Source organism: Saccharopolyspora tripterygii (genome assembly GCF_054778355.1).
Map to the genome: position 1 here is coordinate 711,549 of NZ_BAAGZP010000008.1, position 17,241 is coordinate 728,789.

The 17,241-nt window shown below is 71.5% G+C and carries 13 protein-coding genes; 12 read left to right on the forward strand and 1 reads right to left on the reverse strand.

What is annotated here, in order from left to right:
• Positions 1 to 112: 112 nt before the first annotated feature.
• From ACYVF3_RS08940 to ACYVF3_RS08990, 11 genes are all read left to right on the forward strand, one after another.
• Positions 113 to 1,834, forward strand: coding sequence for a hypothetical protein (locus ACYVF3_RS08940; RefSeq protein ID WP_461153690.1), 1,722 nt, complete (start codon positions 113 to 115; stop codon positions 1,832 to 1,834).
• Between the two features lie 255 nt (positions 1,835 to 2,089).
• Complete coding sequence (gene sucC / locus ACYVF3_RS08945) at positions 2,090 to 3,256, forward strand: ADP-forming succinate--CoA ligase subunit beta (RefSeq protein ID WP_461153691.1); 1,167 nt, start codon at positions 2,090 to 2,092, stop codon at positions 3,254 to 3,256.
• A 6-nt stretch (positions 3,257 to 3,262) separates the two neighbouring features.
• On the forward strand, positions 3,263 to 4,147 hold the full coding sequence (gene sucD / locus ACYVF3_RS08950) for a succinate--CoA ligase subunit alpha (protein WP_461153692.1): 885 nt from the start codon (positions 3,263 to 3,265) through the stop codon (positions 4,145 to 4,147).
• A gap of 187 nt (positions 4,148 to 4,334) precedes the next feature.
• Positions 4,335 to 5,396 carry a DUF5336 domain-containing protein gene (locus ACYVF3_RS08955; protein ID WP_461153693.1) on the forward strand — a complete coding sequence of 354 codons (1,062 nt, stop codon included), beginning with the start codon at positions 4,335 to 4,337 and terminating at the stop codon, positions 5,394 to 5,396.
• 249 nt (positions 5,397 to 5,645) lie between these two features.
• A complete protein-coding gene (locus ACYVF3_RS08960) occupies positions 5,646 to 7,055 on the forward strand; it encodes a cell division protein PerM (RefSeq protein WP_461153694.1) in 1,410 nt (469 codons plus the stop codon).
• Between the two features lie 177 nt (positions 7,056 to 7,232).
• Positions 7,233 to 7,820 carry a phosphoribosylglycinamide formyltransferase gene (purN, locus tag ACYVF3_RS08965; RefSeq protein WP_461153838.1) on the forward strand — a complete coding sequence of 196 codons (588 nt, stop codon included), beginning with the start codon at positions 7,233 to 7,235 and terminating at the stop codon, positions 7,818 to 7,820.
• On the forward strand, positions 7,817 to 9,382 hold the full coding sequence (purH, locus tag ACYVF3_RS08970) for a bifunctional phosphoribosylaminoimidazolecarboxamide formyltransferase/IMP cyclohydrolase (RefSeq protein ID WP_461153695.1): 1,566 nt from the start codon (positions 7,817 to 7,819) through the stop codon (positions 9,380 to 9,382). The genes purN and purH overlap by 4 nt, the downstream gene beginning before the upstream one ends.
• A gap of 393 nt (positions 9,383 to 9,775) precedes the next feature.
• Positions 9,776 to 10,483, forward strand: a complete 708-nt coding sequence (locus ACYVF3_RS08975; RefSeq protein ID WP_461153696.1) for a hypothetical protein — start codon at positions 9,776 to 9,778, stop codon at positions 10,481 to 10,483.
• Between the two features lie 5 nt (positions 10,484 to 10,488).
• Entirely contained in the window at positions 10,489 to 12,144 is a 1,656-nt protein-coding gene (locus ACYVF3_RS08980) for a DNA polymerase Y family protein (RefSeq protein WP_461153697.1), read from the forward strand.
• A 75-nt stretch (positions 12,145 to 12,219) separates the two neighbouring features.
• On the forward strand, positions 12,220 to 15,492 hold the full coding sequence (locus tag ACYVF3_RS08985; protein WP_461153698.1) for an error-prone DNA polymerase: 3,273 nt from the start codon (positions 12,220 to 12,222) through the stop codon (positions 15,490 to 15,492).
• Between the two features lie 184 nt (positions 15,493 to 15,676).
• The gene (locus tag ACYVF3_RS08990; protein ID WP_207918820.1) at positions 15,677 to 16,138 is read left to right on the forward strand and encodes a universal stress protein; all 462 of its coding nucleotides are present in this window, start codon (positions 15,677 to 15,679) and stop codon (positions 16,136 to 16,138) included.
• A gap of 51 nt (positions 16,139 to 16,189) precedes the next feature.
• On the opposite strand, the gene ACYVF3_RS08995 is transcribed toward ACYVF3_RS08990, so the two are convergent.
• The gene (locus ACYVF3_RS08995) at positions 16,190 to 16,540 is read right to left on the reverse strand and encodes a VOC family protein (RefSeq protein ID WP_461153699.1); all 351 of its coding nucleotides are present in this window, start codon (positions 16,538 to 16,540) and stop codon (positions 16,190 to 16,192) included.
• A gap of 42 nt (positions 16,541 to 16,582) precedes the next feature.
• Between ACYVF3_RS08995 and ACYVF3_RS09000 the strand changes: the two genes are divergently transcribed.
• Complete coding sequence (locus tag ACYVF3_RS09000; protein WP_461153700.1) at positions 16,583 to 17,173, forward strand: pentapeptide repeat-containing protein; 591 nt, start codon at positions 16,583 to 16,585, stop codon at positions 17,171 to 17,173.
• The last annotated feature ends 68 nt before the right edge of the window (positions 17,174 to 17,241 follow it).

A 17,241-nucleotide genomic window follows, 5' to 3' on the forward strand; every position in this document is an offset into this window, starting at 1 on the left:
GTCGAAGATGCTCCGTTCGGGCGCTGATCGGGTGTGCGGGACCTTCCGAAACCCGCGCTGCGACTGCGGGTGCTGTCCCGCGACCCTCACCCGGTTGCTAGCGTCTGCGCGTGTGACTGCGCGGCATGACCTTCCGTCCGGTTCGTCTGCATCGGCGGCCCCCGCCGGAGCCACGGATCCGCAGCCGACGCCGGACACCTCCGGCCGCTTGCGGATCGCGATCGCCCTCGCCTTCCTCGGTGCCGCGCTCACCGGCCTCGGGCCGCTGATCGGCCTCACATCTCCCGCGGTCGCCGCCGCCTACCCGGCCTGGCCGCTGCTGCTGGTGCTCGCGCTGCTCGCCCCCGCGCTGTCCGCGGTGCTCGCGCGCAACGGCGTCCCGGTGGCCGCTGCCGCGGTGCTCGTCGGGCCGGCCGCCTTCGCGCCGGGACGGCTCGCGCAGGACGTCCAGTTCGCGACGGAGGCCGGCATGGCGGCCCGCCCCGAGCTGCTCCGCGCCACCTCGCTGATCAACTTCGAACCCGCGATCGGCTGGTGGCTGCTGGCCGCCGGGCACGTGATCGTGCTCGTAGCGGGCGTTCTCGCCGCGTGGGGAGCCCGCGAGTCCGGCGCTGGAACGCAGCGGCAGGGCCTGCTCACCACGGCGCTGTGCGCCGGAGTCCTCGGTGCCGTCGCGGTGCTGATGGCCCCGTTCTCCTCCGACGACCCCTACCTGCCGGCCGAAACCGCGCTCGACGGCCCGCTCCCGGTGCTCATCGGCAGCGCGCTGCTGGCCATCGCCGTCCCCTGCGCCGCCGGGCTGCTCGCCGGATCGACCGACCTGGACTTCGCTCGTGGCGGGCTGCTGGGCGTCGCCCTCTCGCTGTTCGCCGTGGTCCTGCCGCCGCTGGTGTCCGTGCTGGTGCTCGACGAGGTGACCTTCGCCTGGGGGCCGCTGCTCGGGCTGCTGGCCACCGCGGCACTGCTGCTGCTCGGGCTGCGGGCCGGCCGTGGCGAGGGCTCCGAGGACGTCGACGACCTGCGACTTCCCGCGCTGACCCGGCTGCTCACCCTCGCCGGGGTGTTCGCTCTGCTGGCCGGGGCGGTCGCGGTTCTCGCCGCGCTCACCCCGCACGTCTCGATGCCCTACGGGCTCCGCGACCCCTCGGAGTACCCGGCTCGACTGCTGCTGCCCGCCGGGATCCTGCTGGGCCTGGCCGGTGCCGGGATGCTGCTGCCGAAGTTCGCGCTGCTGATCCGCCCGGTGCTCACCGTGCTGTGGGCCGCGGTCCCGCTGGCCGCGGCGGGATCGTTGGACGCGGTGTTCACCGCCGTCCAGGCCGCCGGTGCCGCAGCGGGTCTCGGCGCCTGGGCCGCCGGTGCGTCGGTGCTGTTCGCCGCCGCCGCGGCGGTGTTCGCGGCGATCGCCGGAGCGGTGGAGCGCGACGACGTCGACCTCACCGAGATGGCGATGCGCCGCGCGGTGCTCGCCCCGTCGCTGGTCGCACTGGTCCTCGGCGCCGGAGCGTTCAGCCTGCCGGTCCTGACGGCTCCCGGCTACAGCGCGCCCGGCGTGTTCACCGACTTCGGCACCACCTCGTGGGGGCTCGTGCTCGCGCTCGCCGCGGTCGTCGGCGCGACCGCGCTCGCCCCGATGTGCCGTCCCGGCCAGGCCGCGGCGCTGCTGTGCGGTGCGGCGCTGCTGGTGGGGGTGCGGGTGCTGGAACACCCGCTGACCGCCGAGCGCCTGCCCGGCTCCGCTCCCGGGCTCGGCCTGTGGCTCGGGCTCGGGTGCGTCGTGGTGCTGCTCGGCACGGCGTTCGCCGCTCGCGCCACGGCCGGACGCACCGACTGAGTTCACCCGGCCGGCCGTCTTGTGGGCACCGCGACGGTGCCCGAAACTGGGCTGCACGCCGTCACGGCGCCTGTTCCGTTCGTCACGCGAACGGAGATATCGCGCCTGCCCAGAAGGCGATTCCCCGCGTTGGACGGGTCGATCCAGGCTTGACGCCCTACCTCAGGTGAGGCAGTTCACCAGGTGCGCCGCCCCATGCGTCATCGCAGGTCGATATCGTCATCGAGTCCGACACCGACGTCGCAGGAGAGTCGCGTGGACCTGTACGAGTACCAGGCGAAGGAGCTCTTCGCCTCCCACGACGTGCCGACGCTGCCCGGCACCGTGGCGACCGACCCGCAAGGGGCCAAGGCAGCAGCCGAAGAACTCGGTGGGCCCGTAGTCATCAAGGCCCAGGTCATGACCGGTGGCCGGGGCAAGGCCGGCGGCGTGAAGCTGGCCGAGAACCCGGATGAGGCCCAGGCCAAGGCCGAGAAGATCCTCGGTCTGGACATCAAGGGCCACATCACCAACAAGGTGCTGGTCACGACCGCCTCCGACATCGCGGAGGAGTACTACTTCTCCTTCCTCCTCGACCGCGCGAATCGCAACTTCCTCGCGATGGCCTCGGTCGAGGGCGGCATGGAGATCGAAGAGGTCGCGGCCACCAAGCCAGAAGCTCTGGCGAAGATCGCGATCGACCCGATCGAGGGCGTCGACCTGAACAAGGCGAAGGAGATCGTTTCCGCCGCCAAGTTCCCGGCCGAGGTCGCCGATCAGGTCGCCGACGTGATCGTCAAGCTGTGGGAGACCTTCGTCGCCGAAGACGCCACTCTGGTGGAGGTCAACCCGCTGGTGAAGGACCCCGAGGGCAAGGTCATCGCCCTCGACGGCAAGGTCACCCTCGACGAGAACGCCGCGTTCCGCCAGGCCAAGCAGGCCGATCTGGTGGACAAGGACGCGGAGAACCCGCTCGAGGCGAAGGCCAAGGCCAAGGGCCTCAACTACGTCAAGCTGGACGGCGAGGTCGGCATCATCGGTAACGGTGCCGGTCTGGTCATGTCCACTCTGGACGTCGTCGCCTACGCCGGTGAGAAGCACAGCAACGTCAAGCCGGCGAACTTCCTCGACATCGGCGGTGGCGCCTCCGCCGAGGTCATGGCCGCGGGCTTGGACGTCATCCTCGGCGACTCGGACGTCAAGTCCGTGTTCGTCAACGTCTTCGGCGGCATCACCGCGTGCGACGCCGTGGCGAACGGCATCGTTCAGGCTCTGGAGATCCTCGGCGACGAGGCCACCAAGCCCCTGATCGTCCGCCTCGACGGCAACAACGTCGACGAGGGCCGCCGCATCCTGGCCGAGGCCAACCACCCGGTCGTCACCGTGGTGGACACGATGGACGGTGCGGCCGACAAGGCCGCCGAGCTCGCAGCGGGGGCGTGAGGCGATATGGCTATCTTCCTCAACGACAACAGCAAGGTGATCGTTCAGGGCATCACCGGCTCTGAAGGCACCAAGCACACCGCTCGCATGCTGCGCTCCGGCACCAACATCGTCGGCGGTGTCAACGCCCGCAAGGCCGGGCAGACCGTCGAGATCGAGGGCAAGGAGCTCTCGGTCTACGGCAGCGTTCAGGAGGCGATGAAGGAGACCGGCGCCGACGTGTCGGTCGTCTTCGTGCCGCCGAAGTTCGCCAAGGACGCCGTCATCGAGGCGATCGACGCCGAGATCGGCCTGGCCGTGGTCATCACCGAGGGCATCCCGGTGCACGACTCGGCCTACTTCTGGGCGCACGCCAACGCCACGGGCAACAAGACCCGGATCATCGGGCCGAACTGCCCCGGCATCATCTCGCCCGGCAAGTCCAACGCCGGCATCATCCCGGCCGACATCACCGGCCCGGGCAAGATCGGTCTCGTGTCGAAGTCGGGCACGCTGACCTACCAGATGATGTACGAGCTGCGGGACATCGGTTTCTCCAGCGCCGTCGGCATCGGTGGTGACCCGATCATCGGCACCACCCACATCGACGCGCTGCAGGCCTTCGAAGAAGACCCGGAGACCGCTGCCATCGTGATGATCGGTGAGATCGGTGGCGACGCCGAAGAGCGCGCGGCCGACTACATCAAGGCCAACATCACCAAGCCGGTGGTCGGCTACGTCGCGGGCTTCACCGCGCCGGAGGGCAAGACCATGGGTCACGCGGGCGCCATCGTCTCCGGTTCGTCGGGCACCGCCTCGGCGAAGAAGGAGGCCCTGGAGGCCGCGGGCGTCAAGGTCGGCAAGACGCCGAGCGAGACCGCCAACCTGATGCGCGAGATCGTCAAGGGCTGAGACCCGCAACGACCTCGTGCGTCCTTCGGGGCCGGGTTCCCTCCGGGGGCCCGGCCCCGACGGCTTTCCCGGCGATCTTCGCCAGTCGAGGCGGAGCAACACGGCCGGGCCGCCCTGCTGACCGCCGGTATTCGGTACCGTCGATCAGCACGCCCGATCGAGTGCCTTCGAGGAGTCCGATCCAGCCATGTCCGCGCCATATCCGCAGCAGTCGAACGCAGACGGGCGTCGTGGGTCCTTCGAGCTGAGAGAAATCCTGGCTCTCGTCGCCGCCGGGTCCGGTGCCGTCGGTTACCTGCTCGGGTTCTTCGACGACGGCGTCGGAGCCCTGATGGGCAGCATGGCCGGCTTCGGCCTGATCGCGTCCGCTGCGCTCGCGGGACTGCGGTTCGTGCCCAAGACCCCGGACGCGCTGTTCGTGGCCGTGCCGCTGTCGGCCTACGCCGCGCTCGCACTGCTGCAGGACGTCCTCCGCAACACCGCGTCGGGACTGGTCTCGGTGCTGATGGTGCTGGCGCTCGCGCAGGTGGGCTCGGTGCTCGCCGTGCTGCTGATCGAGGGCGGTGTGATCAAGTCGGGCTCGTCGGGTCCGGCGAGCGGGTCGGGCCCGCACCCGCAGGGTCAGCGGTTCCCGCAGGGCCAGCCCGGTCCTCGCGGTCCCGGAGGGCCCGGCGGTCCTGGTGCGCCCGGCGGTGCTGGAGGGCCCGGCGGTGCGCGTCCCGGTCCGGGCTGGAGTCCGCAGGGGCAGCCCGCTCCCGGCGCGAAGTTCGGCGGACCGCCGCCGTGGAACCCGGCCAGCGGTGGTCAGCCCGCCCAGCAGCCCTCGGCCCCGCAGCAGTCGGCTCCGGCCTCCCCTCCCGGCGGCTGGAACCCCTCGTCCGACGGCTTCGCCGCGGTCAACCCCGACACCCCTAGGCCCGCAGGACAATCCGGCCCACCCCAGCAGCCCGGCCAAGGGCAGCAGCACAACCCGCAGGGCCAGCAGCCCGGCGGTCAGACGGGGCACCAGGGTCAGCAGTCCGGTCAGCCGGGGCACAACGCGCAGAGCCACAGCGGTGCGCAGCCATCAGGCCAGCCCCAGCAGCACAACGGCCAACCCCCAGGTGGGCAGGGCCCTCAGCAACCCCAGAACGGCCAGCCGTCGAGGCAGCAGCCGTCCCAGCAACCGAAGTCGGATCAGGACCAGGGCGGCGGCCCCCAGGGAACCCGCCAAATGCCGCACCCGGGAAACAACTCCTCAACCTTCTAACCCCGAGACCCCAACCCCCGACACGCCGGGAAGCTGACACCCCGAGACCTCAGGACCTCAGGACCTCGGGACTAAGGGGTGCGACGTCGCCAGGCCCCAGTTTTAGTCCAAACCGAGCCATGATCATGTCCGTTATGTCCGCTCAGTTTGGACTAAAACTGCCGCAGGGTCCAGGCCCATCGCCCGATGGGCGGAGTCGCTGGCGTGTTCGGGGCCTTTCGGAGCAGTGGTGGTGCGACATTCGGTCGCGTGTCTGCGCTGGATCCGATTCCCCACGTCGTGGCCGCCGGAAGTGCCGACCGGAGGGCGGGTCTGCGCCGGTGGTTGTTCATCGCCGTCGTCGGCGCGGTGCCGCTGATCGGGTTCTTCGCCGTCGCCGCGCTGCTCGCCCTGGTGGTCGGGATCGCCAGCGAGGCGAGCTTCGATCCGCTGCTGATCCTGATGGCCGCGATGCCGGGCTGGCTGATGCTCTACCAATCGCCACTGGTGATCTCGGGCGCGCCGCTGAGCGTGCTGCCGATGTTGCCGACCGTCGGGGTGGTGCTGCTGGTGGCCGTGGCCTCGGCGCACGTCGCCCGCCGGTGCCGGCTGCGCCGCCCGGACCAGGCGTGGCCGGTGATCGCGACCATGGCGCTGGTGCACGCGTGCGTGGGCGCGCTGTTCGCGCTGCTGCTGGTCGATCCCTTCAGCGCGGTCCCGGTCGAGGCGTTCCTGAGCTGCGGCCTGACCGCCGCTGTCGCCGCGACGGCCGGGGTCGCCAACCGCTGCGGCCTGTTCTACCTGCTGTGGGAGCGCACCGACGCCTACGTGTGGACGGGTCTGCGGATCGGGTTGCTGACCATCGCGATCGTGGTCGCGGTCGGTGCGGGCGTGCTGCTCGCCGCCATCGCGGTGTCGGCCCCCGAGATGGTCGGCTCGATGGCGCGGATGGGCGGGGCGGGTGACTCCGTCGGCGCTACGGTGCTCTCGCTGCTGTACTTGCCGAACGCGGTGCTGGCGGGCTGGTCCTTCGTCACGGGCAGCGGCTTCTCCCTCGGCCCGCAGGTCCTCCAGCCGTGGCAGCACACGCCGGGGAAACTGCCGGACCTGCCGCTGCTGGCGGTGCTGCCGAGCTCGGGGGCGGCCGTGTGGTGGTCCGCGGTGCTCCTCCTCCCGCTGCTGGTGGGGATGGCGATGGGGCTGGTCGCCCGGCGCGTCCCCGGTCCGCTGGGGCGTCGCCTGGTCGTCGTGCTGGTCGCGGCTGCGGTGGCCGCCCTGGCGGTGCTGGTGCTGGCGGTGATCGCCGGCGGCAGGCTGGGCAACGGCCCGATCGGGGACGTCTCCTTCCACCCGCTGAGGCTGGGTCTGACGACGCTGTGCTGGCTCGCGGTCCCGGCGGTGGTGATGACCTGGCTGGGCGGCGCGGAGGAGCCCGACGACCCGGCGCTGAGCGCCTTCGCCACCGATCTGTTCGACGAGGACGAGGACATCGATCCAGAACCGGAGCCGGCCGAGCGTGGCGAGGACTTCGACTACACCGATCTCGACGACCTGATCGCCGAAATCCCGTCCGCTCGGCAGGAATCCGACGCCGGCTCGGACTCGGCTTCCGAGGTCACCGCCGATGAGTTCGACGTCGAGCCCGGCGACGAGGAGTCCGCTTCCCGCGACTGGCGGTGAGCGCTGGGCCACACGCTCGGCCCCTGCCGGAGCCGACCCCGCAACCAGGTCTTACGCTGCGGGGGAGATCGTGCCGAGGCATGTCAGGAGCGAACGCTGAACCCGAGTACGCCCGACCAGCCGAGCACCGCCGCACATCCGAACCGGATCACGACCGCTGCCCCGGCGCGGGTGGTCGTGCTCGTCTCCGGCTCCGGCACCTTGTTGCAGGCCCTGCTCGACGCCACCAGCGAATCCGACTACCCGGTCGAGGTGGTCGCGGTCGGTGCTGACCGCGACGGGATCGAGGGATTGGCCCGCGCGGAGCGCGCCGGCATCCCCACCTTCGTCCGCAAGGTCGGTGACCACTCCTCCCGCGAGGAGTGGGACCGCGCGTTGACGGAGGCCTGCGCCGAGCACGAGCCGGACCTGGTGGTCTCCGCCGGGTTCATGAAGCTCGTCGGGGCCGATTTCCTGGCCCGCTTCGACGGCCGGTACCTCAACAGCCATCCCGCGCTGCTTCCCTCGTTCCCCGGCATGCACGGGGTGCGGGACGCGCTGGAGTATGGAGTCCGCGTCACCGGCTGCACCCTGTTCGTGGTGGACGCCGGTGTGGACACCGGGCCGATCCTGGCCCAGGAAGCCGTCGAGGTGCTGCCCGAGGACGACGAGGCGAGCCTCCACGAGCGGATCAAGGCCGTCGAGCGGCGGCTGCTGGTCGGCACTCTTCAAAAGCTGGCGTTGCACGGGTGGACCGTGCAGGGACGGAAGGTGAGTATCCCGTGACCGCGAACTCCCACGAGCGGCGTCCGGTTCGCCGCGCGCTGATCGGCGTGTCGGACAAGTCGGGCCTGCTGGAGCTGGCCACCGGGCTGCACGCGGCCGGGGTGGAGATCGTCTCCACCGGTGGCACCGCGCGTGCGATCGCTGATGCCGGCGTGCCGGTCACGCCCGTCGAGGAGCTCACCGGGTTCCCGGAGGCGCTGGACGGCCGGGTCAAGACCCTGCACCCGCGGGTGCACGCCGGTCTGCTGGCCGACCTGCGCCGCGAGGAGCACGCCCAGCAGCTCTCGGACCTCGACATCGCCCCGTTCGACCTGCTGGTGGTCAACCTCTACCCGTTCGTGCAGACGGTGGCCTCGGGTGCGGCGCAGGACGAGGTGATCGAGCAGATCGACATCGGTGGTCCGGCGATGGTGCGCGCTTCGGCGAAGAACCACGCGAACCTGGCCGTCGTGGTCGACCCGAGCCGCTACGAGTGGGTCCTGGAGGAGGTCCGCCAGGGTGGCTTCAGCATGACCGATCGGGTCGAGCTGGCCGCGGAGGCGTTCCGGCACACCGCGTCCTACGACGTGGCGGTGGCGTCCTGGATGAGCAAGGTCCCGACCGGTGACGACTCCGCGTTCCCGGGCTGGATCGGTGAGACCTGGCAGCGCCGCTCGGCGCTGCGCTACGGCGAGAACCCGCACCAGCCTGCCGCGCTGTACGTCTCGGGCGGGGAGGCCACCGGTCTCGCCGCTGCCGCGCAGCTGCACGGCAAGGAGATGTCCTACAACAACTACGTCGACGCCGACGCCGCGTGGCGCTCCGCGCACGACCACGACGAGCCGTGCGTGGCGATCATCAAGCACGCCAACCCGTGCGGCATCGCGGTCGGTGACGACATCGCCGCCGCGCACCGCAAGGCGCACGAGTGCGATCCGGTGAGCGCCTTCGGCGGCGTGATCGCCACCAACCGCGAGGTCTCGGTGGCGATGGCCGAGCAGGTCGCGGAGATCTTCACCGAGGTCGTGGTGGCCCCCGGGTACGCCGAGGGCGCGGTGGACGTGCTGAACAAGAAGAAGAACATCCGGATCCTGACGGCCCAGCCGCCGCAGACCGGGCGGGTCGAGATGCGCGCGATCTCCGGCGGTGTGCTGGTGCAGGGTTCGGACGCGATCGACGCCGAGGGCGATGCTCCGGAGAACTGGACGCTGGCGACGGGTTCGCCGGTGGACGAGGCGACGCTGGCGGACCTGAAGTTCGCCTGGCGGGCCTGCCGCGCGGTGAAGTCCAACGCGATCCTGCTCGCCGACGGCGGCGCCACCGTGGGTGTGGGCATGGGCCAGGTGAACCGGGTCGACTCGGCTCGCCTGGCGGTCTCCCGCGCCGCTGACCGGGCCAAGGGCTCGGTGGCCGCTTCGGACGCCTTCTTCCCGTTCCCGGACGGCCTGCAGGTCCTGCTGGACGCCGGTGTGCGCGCCGTGGTCCAGCCGGGCGGTTCGGTCCGCGACGGCGAGGTCATCGCCGCTGCCGAGGCGGCGGGCGTCCCGGTCTACCTGACGGGCACCCGGCACTTCGCCCACTGACGCACCTCCTCGACGGGCCCCGGACTTCCGAGTCCGGGGCCCGTCGCGTTCTCGGGAACGGGTCCGGGCGAGCGCGTTCCGCCACGGCCGCAACGGTCGAACTCCCCGAACCCCTGGTCACGCGGATCGCGTACCTGGCCTTTCGAACGAATGTTCACTCAATCCGGCTATGGGCCTTGACGGGGTGCCCCGGTGGAGGTTGAATGGATTTATTCGAACTGAGGTTCGAGATCGGAAACGGCCGGTGTCGGCCGCTCCGATGGAGTTCGGCGCTGTGGTCCGGGTGCAGGCGCAGCGCTGACTCCACCGCTGCCTTCCCCGCAGCGGCTGTGTTCGTGGGTGCCCGCGCCGGGGTCGGGCACCCACCGCGGTCACGTATGTGGGGAGGCGGCGATGTCCGCGACGGTGCCTTCGGCGACGCTGAGCGCGCCCACGGCTGACGGGGTGTCCGTGGGTGTGCCGCGCGTCGAGGCGGGCGGTGTCCCGGGTGCGGGCCGGGTGCTGCCGACGCGGGCGGAACTCGCCACCGTGCTGCCATGGCCAGGTTTGCGCCGTGGCAGCACGGTGGCGGTGCACGGTTCGGTGTCGCTGCTCTTCGCGCTGCTGGCGGAGGCGACGGCGAACGGTTCCTGGGCGGCCGTGGTGGGTCTGCCCGGCATCAACCTAGTGGCCGCTGCCGAGGCCGGTGTGTCGCTGGAGCGGCTCGCGGTGGTGCCGCAGCCGGGTTCCGACCCGGCGGGTGTGGTCGCCGCGCTGCTGGACGGTGTCGACCTGGTCGTGGTCGGCAAGACCGGGCAGGTGCTCGACGCCGATGCCCGCAGGCTCTCCGCGCGGGCGCGCAACCGAGGTTCTGTGCTGTTGCCGTTCGGCCGCTGGCCCGGTGCGGAAGTGCAGCTGCGCTGCTCCGGCGCGCGCTGGCGAGGGCTCGGTCACGGGCACGGGCATCTGCGGGAACGCGACGTCACGGTGCACTCCGAAGGGCGTGGTGCGGCATCGAGGCCGCGCTCCTGCCGGTTGCTGCTGCCCTCCTGCGACGGCTCGATCGCGGCTGTCGAGGAACGTCCTGCTGCCCGGGCTCACCTGCGGGCGGTGACGGGGTGAATGACATGTCCGCGCGCAGGATCGTCGTGTGGTGCCCGGATTGGCCGGTGGTGGCCGCTGCGCGCGCTGCCGAACTCGAACCGCTCGTCCCCGCAGCGGTTTTCGCCGCGAATCGGGTCGTCGCCTGCTCGGCGACAGCCCGGGAAGGCGGTGTGCGCCGGGGGATGCGCCGCCGCGAAGCGCAGGGCCGGTGCCCGGAACTCGTTGTCTGCGAACACGATCCGGCGCGAGACGTGCGGTTCTTCGAACCGGTCGTGACCGCGGTCGAGGAGCTGGTCCCCGGAGTTGAGGTCGTCCGGCCGGGACTGGTCGCCGTGCCGGCGAGGGGTCCCGGCCGCTACTTCGGCGGTGAGGAGGTCGCCGCGGAGAAGCTCGTCGACGAGATCGACGCGCAGACCGGGGTCGAGTGCCGGATCGGCGTGGCCGACGGCCTGTTCGCCGCGATCCTCGCCGCGCGGCACGCGAGGCACGTCGAACCCGGTGGAAGCCGGGCATTCCTCGCTCCGCTGCCGATCGAGGAGGTCGAGCAGCTCGCCGACCGGCTCGGTCAGAAGCAGGCTGCCCAGCAGCCGGAGCTCGTGGACCTGCTGCGCAGGCTGGGGATTCGCACCCTGGGCGAGTTCGCCGGGCTCGGTCGCGCGGACGTGGCGACCAGGTTCGGCCCCGCCGCGCTGCTGGCCCACCGGGCGGCGACGGGGCAGGAGGAGCGCCCGGTGAAGCGGCGGCGACCACCGCCCGAGCTGGTCGTCACCGAAGAGCTCGACCCGCCGGTGGACCGGGTGGACCGGGCCGCGTTCGTGGCCAAGGCGCTCGCCGACGAACTGCACGCCAAGCTGGGAGATCTCGGACTGGCCTGCACCCGGTTGGGCATCTCGGCGCGCACCGGCAACGGCGAGGAGCTGCACCGGATCTGGCGCTGCGCGGAGCCGCTGACACCGGCCGCCACCGCCGACCGGGTCCGCTGGCAGCTCGACGGATGGCTCAACGGCCGCAACCGCGAGGGCAAGCCCACCGCCGGGCTCGACGAGCTGAGCCTGCGCCCCGAAGAGGTCGTCGGCGCGGGAGGGCTGCAGCTGGACCTGCTCAGCGCTGCCACCGGCGAAGCCGCTGCGCGAGCGGGCAGGGCGTTCGCGCGGGTGCAGGGCATGCTCGGCCCGGAATCGGTGCTGACCGGAGTCCTCGGCGGCGGACGGGACCCGCGCGACCAGGTGAGATTCGTTCCGTGGGGCGATGAGCGGCGCGCAGGGCTCCCCGCCGAACCGCCCTGGCCGGGGCGGATCCCGGCTCCCTCGCCGACGGTGGTGCCGGGTGCGCCGTGGCCGGCCCGGGTGCTCGACGCGTCGGGCGAATCGGTGTGGATCACCGGCCGGACGGGGCTCTCCGCCCCGCCGCACCGGGTCGAGGTCGGCGGCGGCAGGTCCCGCGCGGTGGCCGGGTGGGCCGGCCCGTGGCCGGTGGCCGAGCGCTGGTGGGTGGACCTGCTGGCCGGTGGTTCCGGTCAGACCGCCCCGGAATCGCATGCCCCACCCCGTGCCCTGGTCCGGCTCCAGGTCGTGCTGGCGCCGGACGAAGCGGGTTCCGCCGACGAGGATTCCGGTGACGTGGCGCTGCTCCTGGTGCACGAGCGCGGTGACTGGTGGGTGCAGGGCGCCTACCGGTGACAGGCGAACACTCGTTCGAGTGGAAGTCCGGCATTTCGGTAGCGCTGATCTTTCGAACAGGAGTTCACTACCCCCATGAGCTGGTTCAACCCACCCCAGAGCTGGTCGGAGCTGGAGAAGGCGCTCTCCGGCAGGACGACGCCGCGCCGTGACGGCGGAACGCCGTCGCAGCCGCGCGTCGAGCAGCGCGCGGGTGGCAGGACACCGGCTCCCACCGGCGACCGGGTGCCCTACGCCGAGCTGCACGCGCACTCCAACTTCAGCTTCCTCGACGGTGCCGCGCACCCCGAGGAGCTGATCGCGGAGGCCGCGCAACTCGGCCTGGAGGCGATCGCACTCACCGACCACGACGGGCTCTACGGCGTCGTGCGGTTCGCCGAGGCGGCCAAGGAGCACGACGTGCGCACGGCGTTCGGCGCCGAGCTGAGCCTCGGGCTCACCCAGCCGCAGAACGGCATCCCCGACCCCGAGGGCGGGCACCTGCTGGTGCTGGCCCGCGACCTCGACGGCTACGCCTCGCTGTGCCGGGCGATCAGCGCGGCGCAGCTGCGCGGCGAGGAGAAGGGCCGCCCGGAGTACCGGCTCGAAGAGCTCGCGGGTGACGCCGCAGGGCACTGGCAGGTGCTCACCGGCTGCCGCAAGGGCGCGGTCCAGGCGGCGCTGGCGGCCGGGGGGATGGACGCGGCCGCCGCCGAACTCGACCGCCTGATCGGGCTCTTCGGGCGCGACCACGTCACCGTGGAGCTCACCGACCACGGGCTGCCCGCGGACTCTGCGCGCAACGACGCCCTCGCCGAGCTCGCCGACCGCGCCGGGCTGTCCACGGTGGCCTCCACCGGCGCGCACCTGGCGCGGCCGGAGAGCGCCCGGCTGGCGAGCGTCGTCGCCGCCGTCCGGGCGCGGCGCAGCCTGGACGACATGGACGGGTGGTTGCCGGCCTGGGCGGGCAACCACCTGCGGTCCGGTGCCGAGATGGCCGAGCGCTTCGCCCGCTACCCGGGTGCGGTGCAGCGGGCCGCCGAGCTGGGCAAGTCCTTCGCCTTCGACCTCAGTCTGGTCGTCCCGCAGCTGCCGCCGTTCGAGGTGCCGCCCGGCCACACCGAGGCCAGCCACCTGCGCGAGCTGTCCTACCTCGGTGCTCTGGAGCGGTACGGGCCGCCGCAGGCGGCACCCGAGGCCTACCGGCAGATCGAACACGAGCTCGCGGTGATCGAGGAGCTCGAATTCCCCGGCTACTTCCTGGTCGTGCACGACATCGTCGACTTCTGCCGGAGGGAGCGGATCCTGTGCCAGGGCAGGGGATCGGCCGCGAACTCCGCCGTGTGCTTCGCGCTGCGCATCACCAACGCCGACCCGGTGCGCTACCAGCTGCTGTTCGAGCGGTTCCTCGCCCCCGAGCGGGACGGGCCGCCGGACATCGACATCGACATCGAGTCGGACCGCCGCGAGGAGGTCATCCAGTACGTCTACGCCAAGTACGGCCGCACGCACGCCGCGCAGGTCGCCAACGTCATCGGCTACCGGCCGAAGTCGGCGGTGCGCGACGTCGCCCGCGCGCTCGGCTACTCGCCCGGTCAGCAGGACGCCTGGAGCAAGGAGATCGAGCACTGGGGGCCGTTGCCCGCGGACTCCGAGATCCCCGCCGCGGTGCGCGATCTCGCCGACGAGCTGATGGGTTTCCCCCGGCACCTGGGGATTCACTCCGGCGGCATGGTGATCTGCCACCAACCGGTCAGCGAGGTGTGCCCGGTGGAGTGGGCGCGGATGCCCGGCCGGACCGTGCTGCAGTGGGACAAGGACGACTGCGCGACGGTCGGGCTGGTCAAGTTCGACCTGCTCGGCCTGGGCATGCTCTCCGCGCTGCACTACGCCATCGACATGACCGGCGAGCACCACGGCCTCGACGTCGACCTCGGCGAGCTGGACCTGTCCGACCCGGAGGTCTACGCGATGCTGTGCGAGGCCGATGCGATCGGGGTGTTCCAGGTGGAGAGCCGCGCGCAGCTGGCCACGCTGCCCCGGCTCAAACCCCGCGAGTTCTACGACCTCGTCGTCGAGGTCGCGCTGATCAGGCCCGGCCCCATCCAGGGCGGATCGGTGCACCCCTACATCCGGCGCCGCAACGAGGAGGAGGACTGGAACTACGAGCACCCGCTGATGGCGGGTGCGCTGGAGAAGACCCTCGGCGTCCCGCTGTTCCAGGAGCAGCTGATGCAGCTGGCCGTCGACGTCGCCGGGTTCAGCCCGTCCGAGGCCGACCAGCTGCGCCGGGCCATGGGCGCCAAGCGCTCCGCGGAACGCATGGAACGCCTGCGCGGCAGGCTCTTCGAGGGCATGGCCGCCAACGGCATCGGCGACGAGCTGAGCGAACGCATCTACCAGCGGATGCTGGCCTTCGCCAACTACGGCTTCCCGGAGAGTCACGCGCTGAGCTTCGCGCTGCTGGTGTTCGCCAGCGCCTGGTTCAAGCGCTACTACCCGGCGGCGTTCTGCGCGGCACTGCTCAAAGCGCAACCGATGGGCTTCTACTCGCCGCAATCGCTGGTCGCCGACGCGCGCAGGCACGGCGTGGTGGTGCGCGGCCCGGACATCAACGCCAGCCGCGTGCACGCCGACCTGGAGCCCGAACCGGCCAGCACCGGCGGTCAGGCCGTCCGGCTCGGCCTGTCGTCGGTGCGCAAGCTCGGCGAAGACCTCGCCGAAGAGCTGACCACCGAACGCGCCGCGCGGGGACCGTTCGCCGACATGGCGGACGTGGCGCGACGCGTGCGGCTCAACGCACCGCAGATGGAAGCGCTGGCCACCGGCGGGGTCTTCGACTGCTTCGGCCTGACCCGTCGCGAAGCGTTGTGGAACGCCGCGGCAGCGGCCCGCGAACGACCAGACCGGTTGCCCGGCACCACCGTCTCCTCGGCCGCCCCGGCCCTGCCCGGGATGGACGGGGTCGAGAAGGCCGCGGCCGACGTGTGGGCGACAGGGGTGTCGCCGGACAGCTTCCCGCTGCAGTTCGTCCGGGCCCGGCTCGACGAGCTCGGCGCGTTGCCGGCCGCACGACTGTCCGAAGTGGAGCACGGAACCCGGGTGCTGGTGGGCGGAGCCGTGACGCACCGGCAGCGGCCGTCCACCGCCGGCGGGATCACGTTCCTCAACCTGGAGGACGAAACCGGAACGGTCAACGTCGTCTGCTCGCCCGGGCTGTGGGCTCGGTATCGGAAGGTGGGGAGGACCAGTGCTGCGTTGTTGGTGCGTGGGGTGGTGGAGCGGACGGAGTCGGTGGTGAACCTGCGGGCTGATCGGCTTCAGAAGCTGAACATCCACGTGCCCTCGGAGTCTCGTGACTTCCACTGAGCGCTACCAGTGACCACTGCTCTGCGGTCCCTTTGCCGGGCGGTGCCGGAAGCGGAACCTCAGACGCCGTCTGGCTCCGGGATCCGAGACTTGTGTTCCCCCGCAGCGGTGAAGACGCGCTGCCGAATCGTCTCGCGCCCCGGCGAAGGGTTCGCGGTGGCCCGGCACTGAGTACCATTCCCGCGTGGCCGAAGGCGACAGCACCAAGCGTGAATTCGAGATCGGCAAGGACGGTCTGGGCGGCATCGTCGTCGGCATGGACGGCAGCCCGGCCAGCTTCCACGCCGCAGCCTGGGCGGCGGGTCTCGCCCGGCGGGAGCGCGCGCGTCTCGTGCTCGTCTACGTCGAGGCGGTGGGCGGCGTCGCCTACTGGTCGCCGATGGGAGTGGCGGTCGCCAGCGAAGCCGCCGAATCCCTGGTCGAAGAGCTCAAGCAGGAAGTCGTGTCGCACCTCAAGTGGGTGGACATCGACTGGGACTTCGTGCACCACCGGGGCGACCCGGCGGTGGGCCTGGAGCAGGTCGCCGAGCAGTACCGCGCCGACCTGATCGTCGTCGGCCGCTCGCGCAGACGAGGGGGTCTGCTCGGCACGGTCCCCGCGACGCTGGTGGTGGAGGCGGTCCGCCCGGTCGTCGTCGTCCCGTAGGCGAGTTCCGCCGCGCGAATCCCGCTGCGCGAATCCACCCGCTATTACCACTCAGTGGTGCGACAGGGTGTTGACGACGGTGCCGTTCGGGTCGCGGTGGAAGAACCGCCGCACGCCCCACGGCTCGTCGGTCAGCGGGTGCACGATCTCCACGCTCCGCTGCAGCGCCGCCTGGTAGGCGCCGTCGACATCGTCGACCTCGACGGAGATGTCCGGGTGCTCGGGAGCGGTGGCGTCCTCGGTCATCAGGCTGATCTGGTGCGACCGGTCGCCGGGAGCGCAGAGCGTGACGATCCACTCCATGTCCATCGCCACCTCGAAGCCGAGCACCTGCACGTAGTGCTCGCGCATGGCGGCGATGTCGGCGGTCTTGATGTTGGGGACCACCCGGTTGATGTGCACGGTGCCTCCGGTGCTGTCGGGCGCTCGTGCCAGGGTGGAGCCATGACGAACGCGGTCGGTGAGGACTTCCAGGACGCGATCCTGACGGATCAGGAGTGGTCCGGCAGGACTTTCGAGCAATGCGTGTTCACCGATGCGGACCTGACCGGCCTGAGCACCCGCAACTGCGTGTTCACCGACTGCGACTTCACCGGGACCGACCTCAACGGGTCGAAGCACGTCACCACCGCGTTCCGGTCCTGCAAGTTCGACCGCACGGTGTTCGGCAAGAGCAGCTTCGACGGCTGCAGCCTGCTCGGTTCCAGCTTCACCGACTGCAGGTTGCGCTCGTTGAAGTTCCGGGAGACGGACCTGACCCTGGTCGCCATGGGGCGCTGCGATCTGCGCGACGTCGACCTGCACGGGGCCCGTTTCCGGGAAGCCAACCTCACCGAGTGCGATCTGCGCGGCTGCGACCTCAGCGAGGTCGACTTCAGCGGCGCGCGGATGCTGGGCGCGCGCCTGAACAACGCGGACCTGCGGGACGCCCGGCTCGACGCGGACGCGCTCGTGCAGGCCCACCTGCGCGGTGCCCGGGTCGACACCACGCTCGCGCTCTCCTTCGCCGCGGCCCACGGCCTGCACCTCGACTGAGCCGCCGCGCCGCGCAGGAACGAAAGAGGGCCCCTCCCCGAAATCGGGGAAGGGCCCTCTCGCGTGGT